14 protein-coding genes are annotated in these 18,941 nt (G+C 42.6%); 6 read left to right on the top strand and 8 right to left on the bottom strand.

Annotated elements, in window-relative coordinates:
• Positions 1 to 34 precede the first annotated feature (34 nt).
• The 5 genes from MUK70_RS15105 to MUK70_RS15120 all read right to left on the bottom strand — a co-directional run bounded on the left by MUK70_RS15105 (position 35) and on the right by MUK70_RS15120 (position 5,280).
• Entirely contained in the window at positions 35 to 1,315 is a 1,281-nt protein-coding gene (locus tag MUK70_RS15105; RefSeq protein ID WP_234653416.1) for an amidohydrolase family protein, read from the bottom strand.
• Between the two features lie 3 nt (positions 1,316 to 1,318).
• On the bottom strand, positions 1,319 to 2,290 hold the full coding sequence (locus MUK70_RS15110; RefSeq protein WP_234653418.1) for a hypothetical protein: 972 nt from the start codon (positions 2,288 to 2,290) through the stop codon (positions 1,319 to 1,321).
• Positions 2,291 to 2,455: 165 nt separating this feature from the next.
• Positions 2,456 to 2,587, bottom strand: coding sequence for a hypothetical protein (locus MUK70_RS30855; RefSeq protein WP_255715895.1), 132 nt, complete (start codon positions 2,585 to 2,587; stop codon positions 2,456 to 2,458).
• Positions 2,588 to 2,821: 234 nt separating this feature from the next.
• Positions 2,822 to 4,222 (bottom strand): Dyp-type peroxidase, encoded by a 1,401-nt coding sequence (locus tag MUK70_RS15115; protein WP_234653420.1) that lies wholly within the window; start codon positions 4,220 to 4,222, stop codon positions 2,822 to 2,824.
• A 413-nt stretch (positions 4,223 to 4,635) separates the two neighbouring features.
• On the bottom strand, positions 4,636 to 5,280 hold the full coding sequence (locus MUK70_RS15120; protein WP_310590045.1) for a response regulator: 645 nt from the start codon (positions 5,278 to 5,280) through the stop codon (positions 4,636 to 4,638).
• Positions 5,281 to 5,668: 388 nt separating this feature from the next.
• On the opposite strand from MUK70_RS15120, the gene MUK70_RS15125 reads away from it, so the two are divergent.
• Positions 5,669 to 6,082: a response regulator gene (locus tag MUK70_RS15125; RefSeq protein ID WP_255715897.1), complete on the top strand. Its 414-nt coding sequence runs from the start codon at positions 5,669 to 5,671 to the stop codon at positions 6,080 to 6,082.
• A 32-nt stretch (positions 6,083 to 6,114) separates the two neighbouring features.
• Complete coding sequence (locus MUK70_RS15130; RefSeq protein WP_234606382.1) at positions 6,115 to 6,522, top strand: hypothetical protein; 408 nt, start codon at positions 6,115 to 6,117, stop codon at positions 6,520 to 6,522.
• Positions 6,523 to 6,536: 14 nt separating this feature from the next.
• On the opposite strand, the gene MUK70_RS15135 is transcribed toward MUK70_RS15130, so the two are convergent.
• Positions 6,537 to 8,489 carry a tetratricopeptide repeat-containing sensor histidine kinase gene (locus MUK70_RS15135; protein ID WP_234653424.1) on the bottom strand — a complete coding sequence of 651 codons (1,953 nt, stop codon included), beginning with the start codon at positions 8,487 to 8,489 and terminating at the stop codon, positions 6,537 to 6,539.
• Positions 8,490 to 8,643: 154 nt separating this feature from the next.
• Between MUK70_RS15135 and MUK70_RS15140 the strand changes: the two genes are divergently transcribed.
• Positions 8,644 to 12,642 (top strand): cache domain-containing protein, encoded by a 3,999-nt coding sequence (locus tag MUK70_RS15140; RefSeq protein ID WP_234653426.1) that lies wholly within the window; start codon positions 8,644 to 8,646, stop codon positions 12,640 to 12,642.
• A 53-nt stretch (positions 12,643 to 12,695) separates the two neighbouring features.
• On the opposite strand, the gene MUK70_RS31185 is transcribed toward MUK70_RS15140, so the two are convergent.
• A complete protein-coding gene (locus MUK70_RS31185; protein WP_374759706.1) occupies positions 12,696 to 12,866 on the bottom strand; it encodes an ATP-binding protein in 171 nt (56 codons plus the stop codon).
• Positions 12,867 to 13,996: 1,130 nt separating this feature from the next.
• Between MUK70_RS31185 and MUK70_RS15145 the strand changes: the two genes are divergently transcribed.
• The 3 genes from MUK70_RS15145 to MUK70_RS15155 all read left to right on the top strand — a co-directional run bounded on the left by MUK70_RS15145 (position 13,997) and on the right by MUK70_RS15155 (position 17,296).
• Entirely contained in the window at positions 13,997 to 15,019 is a 1,023-nt protein-coding gene (locus MUK70_RS15145; protein ID WP_234653428.1) for a hypothetical protein, read from the top strand.
• Positions 15,020 to 15,108: 89 nt separating this feature from the next.
• Positions 15,109 to 16,773, top strand: a complete 1,665-nt coding sequence (locus tag MUK70_RS15150) for a hypothetical protein (protein ID WP_234653430.1) — start codon at positions 15,109 to 15,111, stop codon at positions 16,771 to 16,773.
• A 208-nt stretch (positions 16,774 to 16,981) separates the two neighbouring features.
• Positions 16,982 to 17,296 (top strand): hypothetical protein, encoded by a 315-nt coding sequence (locus MUK70_RS15155; protein ID WP_234653432.1) that lies wholly within the window; start codon positions 16,982 to 16,984, stop codon positions 17,294 to 17,296.
• Positions 17,297 to 17,490: 194 nt separating this feature from the next.
• On the opposite strand, the gene MUK70_RS15160 is transcribed toward MUK70_RS15155, so the two are convergent.
• Positions 17,491 to 18,924: a C1 family peptidase gene (locus MUK70_RS15160; protein ID WP_234653434.1), complete on the bottom strand. Its 1,434-nt coding sequence runs from the start codon at positions 18,922 to 18,924 to the stop codon at positions 17,491 to 17,493.
• Positions 18,925 to 18,941: the final 17 nt, after the last annotated feature.

Here is an 18,941-nt window from a genome sequence, read left to right on the forward strand (position 1 = left end):
CTCGTAATTTAGAATTGAACAATGAACCTGGATGTCATGGATTGTACTTACTGGCTAAAAACGACTCCACATTTTTTGAAGCCATTATTTCCCAGGCATTGGTATTTCCAAACGGTTGCGCCAGTGCTGCTTTTTTAAAAGTGGCGTAATCGTCTTTCTCGGGAAGTAGCCGTTCGGTCAGGAAGAAGTCGGTGCCGAACATAATGCGATTTTGCAGTTCAGGATCCTTTAAATCCTTAAAGAAAGGCTTGTGTGTATCAGGATTGCCTACCGTAAATGAGATATCGGTGTAAACGCTTTCAGGAAATTCGCGAATCAGATTTTTGATTTGGGCACACCAATTTTTTTGTAAGGTTCCAAATAGCTTTCCCGAAGATGATTCCTTGCTTTCATTTAACACATGCTCATCACCTCCAAAATGAGCAAGGCAAATTTTCAGTGGCTTTGTTTTGTTCTTAAAGTATTCCAAAAGCGATCGGTAGCTCTCAGGCTCTAGAAAATATGAACAGGTATTGAGATTTCGATTGTTGTCATTTTGTCCAAATATCCATTTGAGGATGTTTATGGATTTGTCTGGCGACGGAGGCGTTGCTTCACTTCCAAGTGTTTCAGAGTACTTAAGACCAGTGTAAGCATTAACAGGATCCAGACTTTCATTAACAAACCTGGTATCATTATTGTAAATCCCGCCGAGATAGCTGCAATGTGTCAAAACAGGCACCTCATTTTCGGCGGCCCATTCAAAAGTATCTTTCAATTTTTCATCAAAAGCATAGAAGCCCAGACTTGGATAGATTTTCAGGCCGGCGAACGGATATACGGACCGTTCCGCGTTAACCCGGACCTTTGTTTCAAAATAACGCTCAACGGTTTCTTTCAACTCTTTCCCCGTTGCTTTCCATCGGGGATCAATACCAAGGAAAACCAAAAGATTATCCGGATTCTCTTTTTTAATTTCAATAATACCTTCTAATTGACCTTCGTACCCCGTGTCGGATGGTCCTGCTCCGCATTTTTCCATATACATCGTAAGTGCAACAATCTTCAGATGCGGGTCATCATCATATTGCTTTTTTAAATTCTCAAAGATTTCACGCTGATTTCTGCTTTTGCCGACCTGTAAAAAGCTGGCATACCTCTTTCCCAGATTCCCTCCTAATTTGGACAACAGTACCTGGAACATGGCCGACCCGGCATCTGTGTTGGTCAGGCGGTCTACCAGGTATGCAGCGAAATCCGGAAGAAAGAGGTTAAGGAATTTTTTTGGCGCATTCCTGATGTTAAATACATGACTATGAACATTATAGAATTGCATGATTTAAGAAGGTTTGGAAGTAGCTTTTTTCAGAACGTCAAACCAGAAAGGAGCCCCGAAGCTGGCAGCGAAACCGGAGGCCAAAACACCAAGGATTTTGAGTAAAATTTCCCACTTATTCGATTTTGCCTTGTGCTGAAAAATCTTATCTTTAAATAGATTGTGTTTAAAGCCCACAGGCAATTGGGTTTCTTCGATCAGGCTCTTTAATGTATCTGTCAGGGGATTCTTTGAAGCATTTACGGCAGTGCCTATTTCCAGATTTGGATGTTTATTGTAAAACCTGATAACATCTGCTTTTGCCTTCGGATTGTTTTCGTAGAAAGTAAATAATTGAAGGCTGTCCACATTAATTATAACAGCCATTAATATGCCAAGATAAAACAATCTTTCCCTGGTTTTCTTTTTGTACCATAATGTAAGCCTTTGTGTAAACTCGTTGAACCAGTTTTCGAAATAACCAACGAGATGATTATGTACATCTTCCTCATTGATATTACCTGCAGCATCCTTTTTTGCTTTCAATTCTGCATAATTTATTGCCTGCCTGAAAAGTGAGACTACGTCGCTTGCATTGAGTAGGAGCGTGCCATATTTAAAATCTCTTAACAGTTCTGATCGATAACCAACAGTCGGCCCTTTAAAAGAACTGATTCCGCTCCGAACCAAATGTGCACTTCCTACGATTTCAACAAGTGTCTCCGCAAAAAGCTTTGGGGAGATATCATTGGAAGGCTTCTTTGGATCACGGCTTAATAAATCAATTGTTCCATGCGTGTAAATCATTTCCGCCCAATTGATCCCGTTCACATTGTCCATTAATTGCAGGTACAGATAATCTTTCATAAATCTTCCGCGGTCCGCCTTGATCTGCACCCAGGCTTCGAGGATATAGCTGCAGAACAATGCATATAAAGCCCAACTGACCACGATAGCTATGGCGGTAGCGAGGATAGGGATGTCGGCAAGGGTCATAGGGGAAGAGTTTTACATTACTGAAAGGTTCGCCACTTTTACAATTATCTCGCCTGTTAATCCATTCTGGAAGTACACTTCCACTCCCCTGACATTCCGGAACTGTGAATAACAGTGCCAACAATAGCCTGGGTTCTGGCAGGAGGAATAAGCTCTCCGGCAATCTTATCCACCTTCGAAGAATGCACCATCGCCGGAGGTGAAAAGGAATGCGGTAACATCGCCATCACCACTTTCAAATCCCCTTATAAATATATTTTGCTCGTTTCTAAGGAGATTCAGGATTGTGTCCAACATACTTGAGGGCAAAGTTGTAACGATGTAAGGGTGCTCATTTGGTCCGCCAAAGCGATCTGGCTTGCCGCTTAAATCGGATTCAAAATAGATGTATCCTGCATCGCTATTGCCGGTCCGTAACTGTATTCAGCCGAAGCCGGAATTCATTATAACTAAGAAATGGTTAGTGATCGGATAAATATTTCCCCTTGCCATATTGATAGATATTTATTCCTTTATTGCTCAAATTAGTTTTCAAACCAATCCTCTTAAAAACCCGATACTAGGCGTAAAAAAATACTCGCCGCCTTTCATGGTAACAAAGTCCCTGAAATCGGTAGGTATATTTTCTCTGCCTGTATCAGTATTCCATTGATTCGGCAGAGATTTGATAAATCCATTCGGCCCCTGACCAATAATCGCATCTTGGCCCACAAGCTTGCCACCAATGTCCCCTTTATTAGCCCAATCCCTTTGAATAAACTCAAATTGACCTTCAATGCTGCTCTGATAGCACATAAAAAGAAGCCCTACACCGCCATCTGGTTGATCTTCTTCAAGATTATGCTCGTCGCGGCCAATGTCGTTGTATGGAATTCCCCTTCTCGTAAGTCTCACGCTTTTTGCAAATTCATTACTGACATCCCGGCGAGGATTGGTGATTCTGATGTGCGCGTGAAACGGACATTTCAAGCCTTTTAAATCATCGCGATAATCGAAATCGTTTTCCAATTGTGCTTCTCCTGTTATTCCGAACTCATCACTATGATTTGTTACTGCAGTCCCGTCTTCAAACCTGCCTACGATCATTGCACCTGCCAGTTCCCTATTGCTTTTGCCTTTTCGGTTTAATATTCCATATTCTTCATCAGATATCTTGTTAAATTGCTTACTTAACCGGTCCTCCATTTCTTTAAATTTCCTGACATTTTGGTCCAGCTTTCTGAATACAAAGTAGCTCCCGAATGTCTCCGTGTCGCTTTCGTTTGCTTCGGGCACCAGGAGTGTCTTCAATAAAGCACCATTATCGTCCCATTGTGAGGCCGGAGAATCGTTATGGGCCAGAAAGCTGGGTTGGCTAACGCCGTCGGCGTAACCGAAATGCTCAATGCCGATGCCGCTCGCATTACGCAGGACTTTCCCTTTCTGAACATGGACTATTTTTGCAAATCCGGATACCTCATTTAAAATGCGATCTTTCTCCAGTGTTGCTTTTGAAATATTGCTGTCCGCGACTATGATTAGGGCATCAATTCGTTGCCTGAAATCCGGCTCCCATTTTTCAAGGTCATCAGCCGTTTCGCTTACCCTATTTTGCAAGCCGTCGCGAAATGCCCTTTCCGAGGGTATAAGCGCCTCCGGAATTCCTAACTCCTCGTATCCCGAGGCAGCTAACGAGAAATTGAAAAAAGCTCCGCCATCATGTGTGGGGTTAGATTTTCTTAAATGGGCATCACCCAGTTGCGTGGCAGAAGAAGTTACATTGAATCTGGAAATCCAATCTCTGGCGGCCTCCGCCAATTCACGATCAAATTGCAGGAAGATATGAAATGCATGCGTCCGTCCATGAAATTTAAGTATGTTTCCCTGCAAGTCGCTCAGTAGGTCGATATGAGTTTTCAGCGATACATTTGTCGAATCTAATATCCCGTTCATGTGAAAATATTGTTAATTGTTATCATGTAAAATTTGCATTTGAGTTCTGCTTATCTGGCCAACTGTTGTTAAATTTATGGATGTGGGTTATCTTGAAAGTCCCAACTATCCACCAGTTGGTCAATGCTGAAATTTCATAATTTATGCGATTTAAAAACTGCTTGAAAATGTATCTGACACTTGATGCAGCTAAGTCCAATACATTTTTTACGAATCAAAGTTCGTGATGAATTGGCGTCTTGTAAATACTGGATTATGACGATTTGATATCCTATAATTTGAGGATATTTCAGTTGAAAATAGATGGTGGTAATTTATATTGGTCCAATCGCCTTCCTTAATGCAAAGGCGGCTTCTTTTGTTTTACCTCCTTGTACAAGCAGGCAGTTCTTAGGATGAAATGGATGATTAATTTATATAATCTGAAATTTCAATGCATATTTGACAAGGCCAATTGTAGATTGTACTCCTAACTTCTGCATGAGATGTTTGCGATGCGTTTCCACGGTCGTTGGTTCAATAAAAAGCTTTTCGGCAATTTCAGTTCCTGAATATTCTTCTGCAATTAGCCTGAGCACTTCGAGTTCCCGCTTGGTAATAGCGATACTCTGCGGCTTGTTAACTTTAATCGTTAAATCCAGACTCGTATCTCTCGACAATACGGTCCAAACTTCGGCACAATAGTATTTATTCCCTTTTGCAATCAGGTTAATTGCCGTTTCAAGCTCGTGTTTCTCCGCACTTTTAAGTACATAGCCATGAGCGCCGGCGCGAATAGCCTCCTTAATGGCTTCGGGCTGATCCGCTACAGTGAGCAGGCAGATTTTAACATTCGGAAATCGTTCTCTCATTCTTAATGTCAAATCAATCCCACCCATGAAGGGCATTTGAATGTCCGAAACGACCAGATCAATATTTGGCTCCAATTCGAGTGCAGATAATACCTGCTGTCCATTTGTATGTTTAGAAACTACTTCTACATCTTTCATACTGGATAGAAGTAAAACCAGACTATCAAGTAGAATTCTGTGGTCATCTGCTATCAGAATACGCATCATTTTTTCACGAAGAAGTTAGATCATTACAAAGCATGAAAATTATCCGGTAAATTTAATTCACAGGTTTTAACCTATTGGATATTCCACTATAATAACAAAGCAAAAATCAGGAAAATCTCTCCGTTATAAGTGCAACAACGGCGCAATTTTGAAATATTTTTTAACAACTAAGATTATCATCATATTATCTTTTGTCCCTTTCAATGTATGAAAATAAATGGCTGCATAACTTCGCCAATAAATGTAGCTGCAAGTAAATGATCCCGCAGTGCATGGCCATTTTGTATTTCATTCCAAATCCTAAAATTCTAGGATAAAAAATCATAAGAATCGGGGATTTTTACAAGCTTTTAAATCAGGCACCTTTGTCATGTTCTATCATGCATGTATGCGGATTTTAATAGCGGAAGACAATCAAATATTATTAAGAACGCTTACACTTTTAATGTCACGCATAAAAGGTGTAGAGATCGTGTCGGGCCATGCAAATGGCCAGCAGGTCTTAAATGCATTGAGACAGCATTCCGATATCGATCTCGTGATTTCTGATTTACATATGGCAGGTATGGGAGGAATCGAGCTTACCTGTGCATTGAAGGAGCGCTTCCCGATGGTAAAGATCTGTTTGCTGACAGTCGAAGATCAGCCAGAGATCATCAAACAAGCAATAGATGCCGGAGCAGATGGTTATATCCTGAAAAATGCCGAATTCGAACAGCTGGAAACAGCAATGAACCTGATCGCAGCAGGCTATAAGTTTTACAGTCCCCAGGTGCTGACCCAATTGAGCAAGATAAATTAATAAACCTTCAACCGTTAACTACAATTATGATTATGACTGAAACAGCAGCAGAGACTGTCACAGAAACAGTAAAGTATGTACGTCTGCGGGGCTATGCCCACATTGGCGTGGCAGTGGACGGGCGCCTGACCCTCAGCATGTGCGATCCCATGGGAAAACCCTATCCAGTGAAGAGGCCCATTTTTTTCTCCTTTATCCCCGGGACACCAGAAGGTTGGACTCCATCATTTCCGGAAAATCCGCCTGTGGTACCACCGCCCGTAAACCCGCCGATCAGATTTTTGAAGATCGACATGTACGCGCAGTTTACGGAAGACCAGTTTAAGCTTTATGATGACCTTTGGAAGATCATTGATCCTGACCTCACCTGGGAAACGGCCGAACTGCCTACTCCTGAAACGATGGACGACATGAATCCGACGGGGCCTCCCAGACCATAATCAAGGATCCGGCTTCAGGCGATGAACACATTCCCATTGAGGCTTTCCGTTTCAATGGGAATGTTTATGGCTATCCTCATGCCTCTACCATCAGACAATGTAGCGGTCAGGCTACCGCCAAGGGATTCGAGCCTGGTTTCAACATTCTGTAGGCCGATCCCTTTCTTAACCTGGTTTTCCCCCAGCCCGATTCCGTTGTCGGTAACTGCAATGTCGACGCCGTAACTGCTCCTGCGTATGCTGATTCCCGCAGCTGATGCTTTCGCGTGTTTGATCACATTGTTGATCAGTTCGAGCACGATACTATAAACATTAAATTCAATTTCGGCAGGCAGCCGCTGATCCAGCCCTGCAAACATCAACGAAAATTGCAGCGGTGAATTTTGGTTGAGCTTAGCGACAAGGGAAGCCAAAGCTCTTACCAGACCTTCTTTTTCCAGTTCGGCAGGCAGAATATTGTGTGAGATGTTGCGGACTTCGGCATACGCGTTCTGTATAAGATGCTTTATATTCTGATACACCGACTGCTCTGATTCTGATAAATGGTGCGGATTGATGTGCTGTATGCTCATGTTAACGGCACTGAGGAGACTACTCAGATTATCATGCAGCTCAATTGCGACCCGTTTACGTTCAATAGTCTGCCCTTTGAAAAGTGCTGCTTTAATTTCCTCGTTTTTCCTGATCAATTCGCAGTTTGCTTCCACCAGCTCCAGCGTTCGTTCTTCTACCCGGCTTTCCAGCGTCTTGTTAATATTGGCAAGCTCTGCCTGGGTTGTTACCAGCTGCGCCTTTTGTCTGTTGATTAGTTTGTTTTTGGCCTGCAGACCGTTGTTGTTCCAAAAAAGCAGCCCGGCAACGGCCAAAATGAGAATTATTCCAATGAAAAGCACTTTGCGGGCCTTTTGATTGGCCAATAGCTCTACTTGTTTTTTCTGCAATTCACTGGTCTTTTGAACATTGTCATATTGGGCCTGCAGCGTTTCTATCCGATGGTCTGTTTTTTCCTTCGAAAGACTGTCTCTTAACAGCACATAGTTTTCGTATGCATTCAGCGCTTTGGCGGGGTTGCCGGTCTGCTTGAATATTTTGTAAAGCGCTTCAAATGCCTCTGCTTCAATGCTGCTGTCACCCACATCTTTGGCAGTTTCTTTAGCCAATTGGCAGTAAGCAAGGGCCTCTGTCCATCTTTTCTGGCTGGAATAAAGATTGCTGATATTCAGCAAAATACTTCCCTCCAGATCAGCACTTCCTGTTTCGCGGGCTAGTGAAAGTGCTTTTCTGAAATAATCCAGTGCCTTGGGCATATCTTTCATTTCTTTATAAACCCAGCCAATCGCGTGCAATCCCTGGGCTTCATACCACGTGAGCTGCTCCCTTTGGGCAAGTCTGTAAAGTTTTTGATTAACTTCAAGCGCTTGTTCCAACTCGCCCTGCTGCCGAAATATCGCCCCTTGTACATTGAGGATCGAAGACTCAATGTAAGAATCGGGGTGCCTGCGCAGGACTGCCAGGCCCTGCTGACAAAGCTTTGAAGCCTTATCGAATTCCGTCAGGCTGGTATATGCATGAGCGAGCCACCCGAGGGAAGCAGCCGTCCGCGTGTATTGACGCATTTTTTCGGCAAGCGGAAGCGCTTTATAATGGTAGCGAATGCTCTGATGATAATCTCCGCGTACCTGGTAAAGATACCCGGCATATTGATAGGCATAAATCAGGTAATTCTCCAGTCCCGGCTTTTCACTTTGAGCAATCAATAGTTGGTTGTAATGCGACGAGGAATCAATATCTACATCCACATAAGCCCGCATGATGGATTTCAGAGCGTAGCATATAAGCGTGTCCCTTACCAATCCTTTGGGTTTCGAGCCCGCATTGCTTAGTTCTTGTTTTAAACCATCGATAGCAGCCTGCTGTGCGTAGCAGTTCGACGACAGTATTGATAAAATAAGTAGCAGTTTTTTCATAGAGGAGGCGTTTAGGTAAACTTAACGAAGATACAACGATTTACCAAGGGCAATATCCTTAAATTTTAGGATGCAAATTAGTAGTAATCAGGTATTTAAAGTGGTCGTTTTACTTGCGAGCTTTGGAGTTTAAGTGATTTTACCCCCTACCAATATGAACCAGGAAGCCGCGACATTTTCGCTCTCAAATTTCTTCTCTCTGGACAGAAAACAAATCGTTATCCTGATGACGATCCTTTCTATACTGGTTACTGCTGCGCTGTATCTTTTTATTTACATACCATCCAATCAAAGGAATGTAGAGGCAATCCGCTTCCGGGCAATTCAAAACATTGATAAAAATATTGGCAAGAAGGTTGACAATTCTGTGATGTTGATGAACCAGTTGTTGGCGTACCAACAGAATAAGGATACTGTTGTGGCTTCATATATAAAGTCCTTTCCGAAGAACGATTTTGAATTGTCTGAGGTTAAGCCCGATGACTCATTTCCACTGGACACGAGAGGGGACAACCTCCGGAAAATCTCTTTTGACGATGAAAATGTGAAGATCAGATTGCAAAATGACAATCTGAGTATCCAGATGAAATATACGCTCCAAAAATTCATTGAGCCTTTACTTTCCAAAGATGCATTCGACAATTATTTGCTGATCGATGAACGGGGGCGAATCATTTATCAGACGTTTCATAGCGGGGCCATCGTGCTTCCCATGGATTCGATTGAAAGCAATTACACCGGGTTCAAGAACAAAAACGTCCGGGACATTCGTCTGGGAGGGGTTGATTACAAGATTTTTCTTCAGAAGATCAAGCTGGCTCCAACCAAGTTTGTGACCATTGCGGGGCTGCTAAATAAGCAGAAGTATCAGCACTTGAATACTAGCCTGCCTGAAAACATGGTAGTATTTATACTGTTTATCCTGCTGGCGCTCATTCTTTCTTTTCCCTGGATTAAGCTTTATCAAATTGGAAATCAGGATAGGTTGACGGTTTTTGATGGCCTTTTTGCATTCGTATCGTCTTTGTTGCTGCTTGCTTTCCTCGTTTTCGCCTTTCTGAATTACAATGGGATTATGCAGCCGGGCGAGCGCTCCTCCAAGATTAGCAGCAGGAACCTGGCAAATGGTTTGAAAACAGCATTTGAGTCAGACATTACAAAAGCCTTCAATGTGCTTTCCAGTATTGATAGTTTACGCATCAAGAATAACATAAATAGAAACCTCTCGAATATTTCGGCGGATATTAAATCCCAGAATGCGGTGACTCCGGTGAAACTCAGTGACAAGACTGCAAAAGCCGCGCTGCAGCCACTTATATCAAAATTGATTGTTGAGGAGGTTTTCTGGCTCGATCGCAAGGGCTGGCAGATATACAATTACAACAAAACGACGAGTGCGCCCTCTGCTAGCTACGCTGATCGCAGTTATTACAAACAATTGTCCGACAACCGACCGTACCATTTAGAAAACGGATCCGGTTTTGGCCTTGAGCAAGTCGTTTCGTGGACCACAGGTAGTTTCGTGACTGTAGTTTCCAAAAAAGTCGAAGGCGATAGTGCTGCGTCTTACGCGGCTATTGCGTTCAATCCTAAAAGTGTTGCGCGCCCGCTTCTGCCGGCAGGTTTCACATTTGCCATAATAGACAAGGAAGGAAATGTTCTGTACCATTCAAATCCGTTCAAGAATCTGAACGAAAACCTGATTCAGGAATTTTACGACACAGATCTGCTGCGGGAAGGATTGCGCGGGACGGAGGATTTCTCCATGAAAACCAAATACAGCGGAAAAGAGAGCAACGTATACATTTCACCGTTTAGTAGGTTGCCTTATTACATGGTTGTTTTTGAAGACACCGGTTTCAACTCCGCAAGAGATACCAAGGTATTTGTTTTTACTTTTACACTTTTGTTCCTCTTCTTTCTTTTCCTTGCCATTCATTTTGTGGTGATCTATCTGCTTTATCAGCGGCCAAGTTTCCTTAAAAAGCATTACTTCGACATTGCCTGGCTGGGACCTAATAAGAAGTTCAGGCCGAGGTACATTCTTGTTTTTGTTTTCAATTGCGTCATTATTGTTTTGCTCATTCCGTTCGCCTGCTTTGCATCTTTTATGCAGTTTCTTTTTATCATGCTGCTTTCTGCTACTGCGGTTTCGATATTCCTTAACATCCAGTATAACAGGAGTTATTTCAAGAATGAGGCTCACAAGTTCCGGCAAAAGGAGAAGGCCATCAAAACGCTTTTCGGGATTGCGGGTGTCATTATTATTGCCGCCGCAGTGAATACGGACTTTAACTGCTTTCTGTATTTTACAATCATCATCTCTGTTTTTGGCTTTTTTTACACAAAGCTTACGGTTCAGACCCGACACAGGCGTCGCTTGGTCAATTTGGCCAGTAATTTCCGGGTAAGCCATTGCTTTACGGCCATGGTCTTTACCAGGCTTCTTATTATGAGTGCCTTGCCGGTCGCTTACTTCTTTATTTCAGCTTACAACTACGAATCGTCGCTAATCGGCACTTATCGTCACAAACAATTTAATGAGGAATTTGTCCGGCGCGGCGGGGTAAAGCACTTTGGGCTGGGTACCAATATGTTTTTTGACAATGTATGGATTGCAGGTTTGCAAAAACCTGATGCGATAGCGGCAGATATGGAAGATATGGCAAAACGTTTATTCGAAAAGTTGGGCGGGCATATCCCACATGATGAAGGCGTTTCATACACAGGTGCGCAGAAAGCCGGCGGATATGCCAGATTCAAAGGAGGCATCACAACTACGGATTTCCAGGCTGACAACCCGGGTTTCAACCGACTAACTACTGAACCAATCAATTATAGGCTTCCTGCCGTCGTTGGAACTAACTGGGCTAACTGGTTAGATTGGAAGGGCGTTTCTTACTGGTGTATTTTTCTGGGTGCATTGGTTTTGTTTGCATTTATCCTGCACAGAATTATCCGGAAGCTGTTTGCGCTCAATCTTCCAAAGCAGATTGGCTGGGCCAAGATTGATGAAGAACTGCTCCTCAACAACAATTTGAATTCCAACTTGTTCTTGATCGGACCTTTTGGCTCCAATATTCTTGAAATGGTTGAAGAACATGTAAACGCCGGCAAGATCCGAGGGCCGGGCGATGAGAAGCTGGCTTTTGGGGGTGGTTTTCCATGGACCAAAAATGCCCATATCGCAGATATGCTTATGATCCCGGACAATGAGGAAGATGCAAAGACCGATAAAATATGGCTTGGCATCCAGGCCAGTACAAGGAATAAAAATTACAAACTAATTATCGTGAACCATTTTGAATACGATCTTCATAATATGAATACCAACCGGATAAAGCTGAATTTCCTGGAAAGCCTGCTGCACAAAACCGACTGCAAAATAATCATTGTATCAACAGTGCACCCAATCAACTTCCTGGATTCACTAAATCAGGCTGAAAATAAAAAGCCGGTAGGGCAAAGGCAGCCTGAGCATGACCTCGAACGATGGCATCTATTGCTTTGTCATTTCAGGATTATCGTGAGAGGAATCGCTGATGGCAGAAAATCACGCAGTGCCACCACCGAATGGCAGAAAACCATCAAGTCGGAATTGCGTTACGGATCGTTCCTGAATGAAATGCGGAACCCTGCAATGAAAGTATTAACACAAATGTCAAATAAAAATCTGCGTATGCTTGACGGAGATTCACTGGACTTTAAAATGGAAATAACTTCGCATTACTACTATATGGGCTTATGGCAATCTCTAACCAAAGAGGAAAAATTTATACTTTATGACCTGGCCGAAGATGGACTGGTGAATCCGTTTGACGAACATAACCTGTCGCTTTTGATCCTGAAAGGGCTGATTTTGCAAGATGACAGCGGTTTGCGCATTTTTAATGTCGGCTTCCGTCATTTCATTCTTACATCTATCGGTACCGGTGAGGTCATGAAAATCCGTAGCCAGATCAGGGATAATGGGGCCTGGAACAGCCTGCGAATTCCATTGATCATTTTGATTGTGGCGGTGTTCGCATTTCTCTTTGCTTCGCAGCAGGAAGCTTACGAAACGTTGCTTAAGTATTTGTCGGTACTTACCATTTCGGTACCGACTGCATTGAAGTTCTTTGCAATGTTTGAAAAAACGCCCAAGAACAATTGATAAGGTCTTTTATTATACGGGAGTCCTGCATCTGAAACATCCATATTCCTTGATTAGATAATCTCGATATCCATCCCAACTCCATTGTCAAATAATTCGATTTGTAGATGATGACTTTCGAAATTAAGTAAAACTGAAATTTTTGTAGCTCTGGAATGTTTTAGCGAGTTGTTGAAAAATTTCTGAGCAATTCTCACTATCACAATCTCTTTTTCAAAGCCCATAGGATGGGCGTCTCCCTACGTAACAATTTCAGTCTCAATATTTTTAGCCTAACTTACATAACCCAGATGATGACTCAATGCCTCCGCCAGTCCGTGATGGGCAATGAAACTCTGATCCATGCTTTTTGTAAGCGAACGAATCTCATTTATTATCTTGGTCGTAATTTGACTTGTTTCGCTTACCCTCTGCAAGGACTGAGGGTCATTTGCGTATACCCGGCCAACATATTCAAATTGATTTTGACTACCGTTAGTAATTGGCCGACATTATCATTGTCAGAATGGATACAAAGGCACCAATTTCGTCAAATACTCACCTTATATATTTATGGTCACTGGATTGAGGATAAATCCGAACATCAATAATTGCAATTGGTAACTATGAGTAGTGGAATGGAATACGAACTTCTTATAGAGGAACTCTATCGAACACTTGCACCTGATGCAACGATCAAGCAAAATGACTTTATTTACGACAACAACAAGGCTGACTCCCAGGCAGGAACTTGTTATAGGTGAGTTGTTATATTCTTTTGAAGACCGCAGACAAAGACAGGTGATAAATATCGCTTACTAGATCGCCCACATTATCGGTGCGGAATCGGTCACTTTATCGGTCAAACCCTCCGAAATAAGTCTTTTCTGCGAACACCCGTTTCATGAGCGGGTCTTGCCCACCACCCAATATCCCCGGCGTAAAGTTTAAATACGGTTCTTCGACTTTTACAACCGTTTAATAAGTTACTTTTGCACTATGTCACTGACTTTTGTAGTATTACTTAAATCGTAAATTTTCCGCAATGGTGTCAATTTTTACAGTATTCTTACCTTTGACTATTGCTTCAGGTGACAGGCCACTATATATTTCCTGCATAAAAATGGCATTGATGCCGTTTGGTTGCTTCCCGGATAAATCCAATTTCTACTAAAATTTAAAGCAACAGCTCCCAGATGTATTAATCAGCATATGCTAATGATGACAGCGCAGGTAGTCTTCGGATTAACAAACGAGTTGAACAAACTTTGAAGGTACTTTTAAAAGATTTGTCTCTGTTCCGTTCCAATAAATCACCAAGTCAATTGTCTCAAAAAAGGTAATATAAGTTGACAGAATATTTTAAATTATAGTTATGAAACCCCAAGTCGACGTCGGTATTGCATTTTATGGCAAACCCTATCAGACCATTGTTACTATTAAGTCGCTAATCCAACATAGCGGTCAATACATAGACAAAATATACATATCCCGCGAACGCAGACAACCACACAATGATTATATAGGAATCTTTAAGGTTGTCGACTACTTCCGCAACGATCCAAACGTTCGCCTGGTCATTCATTATCCATATCACCATCTCGGTCTTGGTGTGATAGATTTGCAAAGAGCGAAGAATGATACCAGCTGGAGGCAGAGTATTATGTACCAGTATGCGTTGGAAACCACGAAAAAGAACTATTTGTGTATTATGCATAACGACATGTTGTTCCATGACGACATGATCGGGATAATGCTGCAACAAATGACGACCGGTCCTGAAAACTTAATTGGTATAGGTTCTATTGGCCAATGCTGGAGTTGTCCCGCAGGAAGTGATTGGGCAAATAAGTGCAACCCTCACGTGTACGAAGATTTTGTTCCTACTTACCAAGAGGCCATGGAAATTACGGAGGCCTACGCCACTCCCCGACAGCAAATACAGAAAAATGTAATCTCTGGCGGTCGGGTCCATATTATGCCCGAATGCCGATTGAATGAATACTGCGCAATGATCAATGTGAAAAGCTACCGGAGAGAAACTATTCCTGATGGCGATATTGGTTGCTATGGAGGCAATTGGGGCGGTGTAGATAATGCCACTGTCTGGTCACACGACGTTTACCAAAAAGGATACCGCTTCAAACATCTGCGTTTAGAAGATTACACCAGGCACGCCCCTTTCGATAGTACAAGCAGCGGTACACAAGCGAATGACAATCGCGATCTGTACCTTCGTTCTGAGGCAAATGCAAGGGAATATATTGAAAACAACTATGGTCCGATAAAGTTTTCCGGCTATGTACAATTCGCAAATTCTGTCGATTCAATTAAAAGGAATGCTTGGCTGACGATCATTCATACATATGGATATCTCAAAGGCTTAGTCAAGAAATAGTGCAGCGCTCCAATAATCGGTGGATCACACTTTTTTATTTTGCCGGTCAAATTGAATTAAGATGCCTTATATTTCAAACAACTAACTGCATGAAGGCGCTTAGTACCAAGGGGAAGCAAATCCTGCTTTATTTTACAATGTCCGTTCCAGTCGTTGTGTTTGCTGTTTACGTCTTTAAACATGCACTCAACGTTCCTTATATGGATGACATGGAACTCATCGATTGTGTCAATGTTCTTAAAAAGGGAACTACAAATGCCTTCACCACTCTTTTCCGACAGCAGAATGACCACCGGTCGACCTTTCCACGATTGGGCATTATAGTCAGCTATCTCCTGAGTGGTACGTTGAATTTCAGGTTGACAGTCCTTTTGGGATACTTTAACCTTATGCTACTGGGCTATGCTTTTTACCTCATTTACAGATCTGCGAATAAAGAGAATACCCTGTTCTTACCGGTGCCGTTATTGCTATTTTCTCCATTAGTCTATCACGTCCATCTCTGGAGCCTTACTGCTTTTCAGCACACCCTTTCTATTGCATTTTCCATTTTGAGCCTGTATTTTTTACAGCCTAAAAAGAAAGCTTCCTGGTTTTTTGCATTTCCCATCGCCGTAGCAGCCAGCCTGACCAACCTAGACGGCATTAGCGTCATGCCCGTATGTATTGTTTGGCTTTTGATGCAGAAACGCTGGAAAGACGGGGCAGTTTTCTTTGGCCTTACGGCTTTTTATATGGCCATCTACTTTACAAATTTCAAACTTTCCTCAGCCAGCCACATTGACTTTTCAGTTACTAATTTGCCGGTTATGGCGCACGCTTTTATTGTTATCACGGGTTCGATTGCTAAATTTATTTCAGACACCCACGGCATAGTTCTGTCCACAATCTTGGGTTCCGGCATTCTTGTCATTTTTCTTTCGCTTAAGTTTTTCCGTCGCTCACAAGAAGGTATAAAGTTCTCTTTGGAAGAACTGCTTAATTTTGATTTGACAGATATCTGCTTTTTAAGAATGCTCGCTAGCATGGCGACCATTATGATTGGACGTTATGCAGAAGGGGTGGGAACAATGATCGCACCACGGTTTCAGATTTACTCCGTGAGCATAGCAATCGTCTTCTATTTGTTTATGGTTAAAAGTGCCCCATTTCGAAAAGCTTCTTTTTTCAAAATCACTTCCATAGGTGTTGCATTGGTCGTAAGCATTTACAGTTACAAAAAATATGATCGGGCGGTCAATTTCAATGACAGCGGGCTGAAAGCTGATACTTACAATTACACAAGGAATGGAATTTTCCTTCATCAATATTATAACCTTCCTGAACCTGAGCCCGCATTTTTCGAAAACTACTCATTTCCGGAATATTTTGACAACAAGATTATTGATGCATGGAAAAGCGCAACCGCTTTGCCTGGACATGGTTTGGAAATACAGGTAACCGAATATCCGGAATTAGACAGGTACAAAAGCTTTATCTACAGGATCAATGCGATCAAAATCTTGAATGTCGGGGGTGATGTGCCCAGAAAGGATGTTTATCTGGGACTTTCGGAAAATTCAAATCCTAATTGCTTTTATCTGGTGGCGCTGAAAGATGACAGGCCGTACCGGAAAAATGGGGAGTTAATGGCAGGTGAATTCAATGTAGAAATTCCTAAGAAAATAAAATCTGGATTTTATACAGCCACACTTTGTTGGCTCGAAGCCCAAAAACCACGGTTCGAACTGATTTCCAATAAAGTTCACCTTTAAAACCCTAAATCCCTGGCGGACGGTTTGTTTCATTAGCGGATTTTATCTTAACCAACAAAACATAGAAGAGGGTAAAGGCCTCAGAAAATGCTCCAAAAATCTATGTAGGCACTTATGGAATGTACAACGACGGTTCTCTCTTTAGGAAATGGTTTGATTTGACAGACTATGCCGATGGAACCCGTTTGACAATCATAACCTATCCCTTTTGATCCTGAAAGGGCTCATTTTGCAGGATGACAGCGGTTTGGGCATTTTTTATTTCGGCTTCCGTCATTTAATTCTTACATCTATCGGTACCGGTGAGGTCATGAAAATCCGTAGCCAGATCAGGGATAATGGAGAATGGAACAGCTTGAGAATTCCATTGATCATCTTGATCGTGGCAGTGTTCGCATTTCTTTTCGCGTCCCAGCAGGAGGCTTACGAAACCCTGCTGAAATATTTGTCGGTACTCACAATTTCGGTGCCGACCGCACTGAAGTTCGTTGCCATGTTTGAAAAAACGCCCAAGAGCAATTAAGGGGTATTATATCTCATGCGAGCGCTGACGCAGCGTCAGCCATTTCTTCTTCCGGTAATCCAACAAATGGTTGATAATGTGGCTTCCCATGGGATGATTTTGCCGCGGCAGATATTGAAGTGGAAGTTCTGGCGCGTTCTGGCCAGCACTTGGCGGGGCAGGGCATTTATGCGGTTCGCATTATGACAACTCTTTTATTTCACAGACTCAATTTTCAAAATCAGAGGAACTGTGTCTCCTTCATTCCCTGCCGCGGAAAAACGCATTTCTTTGGCTTCGTAACGTATACTTGTAGGGTTCATCAATTTGCTGCCAAGGCTCTCACGGATACGTGACGGAATATCTCCTTTACCATTTTCAATACGTTCAAGAATGCCCTGTAAATGAGGCATCAAGGTCTGATTGCTGTAAAAGACACATAAGTAATCTGAGCCGACTTCTTCAATTAGTAAGGCGCTTTCAGGCGAAGGGATAACCATATCGAAACCCCTGACAGGCAGCTTGTCTCCCGTTCCTAATCCAAAATCTTTATCCCTTGGCCAGTGCACGGTCGACTTCCCTTTACTATTAATACTGAAAACGCACATGGACATACCATTGCGGGCATTATTGGTGAGGAGCTGAAATGCCTGGCCTACCTTCCAGTCTTTTTTGTTGAGTTCATAAACACCATTACTCAAATATGCCGGGCTGGCCCGTACAAAATCGCTTGTTTTCTCGTCCAGGTATTGAAAACCGAATACTCCGCCAACTTTTGTCATACCGCCTGTTTCAGCCTTTGCCTCGGTCACTTCTTCGGGTAGGATCAAGATGATTCCTGCCTTGGCAATCCTCGAAAAATCTTCGAACCCGATCCAAAAGCAGCCCTGCTGGCCCCACTTTTCCCCCCAGCTGTTCAGAATTTTAAATGCTTTTTTGGGAAGATCATAGCCGACTACCGTCATAGCGTGACCATACTTTTTCGTTCCTTCTTTTTTGGGGTCATAATGGTTTTTTGATTCATTGAGTTTTGCAAAAACATCCCCTACTTCCATGCCCACAATCACGGGCAAGTCATTGAAAGCAATCGCCTGCAATATGGCTTGTACTCCCTTGTTCCCAGGATCCTTTTTGTAGTCAAATACCGCCTGATAATCTATGATAGGGAAAATCGGTGATACTGAGGACGGCAGTTTGCCACTACAAGCGTTTATAGAAAATTCTTTAAAGGGAATGTTTCCCTGCTTTTTCATGTAATCCGCAATCTCAAAGATATCCATACCTCCTTCACAACCAGGGCGTAACTTTTTGTAAGGGTACATGGCTGAGAGTGCGATCTTATCAATCTCCGACCGGTCTGTTATTTTATGTTGAACGGCATACTGGATGGTATAGGCATAGTAAGCAGTTGCCCAGGAAACACAGCTTTGAATCGCCCCCTGTGCGGCAGGGCTGGGCGCATATTGCAATAAATCTTTTCGCAATGCAATGTTTCCCAGGCTTTTTGTCGCAGAGGTCTGCTCGGGCATTCTCGGAATTAGTGAAAAATTCTTTTCGTCAAATATCAACCCGAACCCCTGTTGTTCCTGCGCTATTACTACAGAACACACAAGAGTTGCCAGGAGAGTAAAATAAGGGGTAAGCTTCATCTTTATTTTTTTTGATC

The organism is Dyadobacter chenwenxiniae (assembly GCF_022869785.1).
GTDB classification, from domain to species: Bacteria; Bacteroidota; Bacteroidia; order Cytophagales; family Spirosomataceae; genus Dyadobacter; species Dyadobacter chenwenxiniae.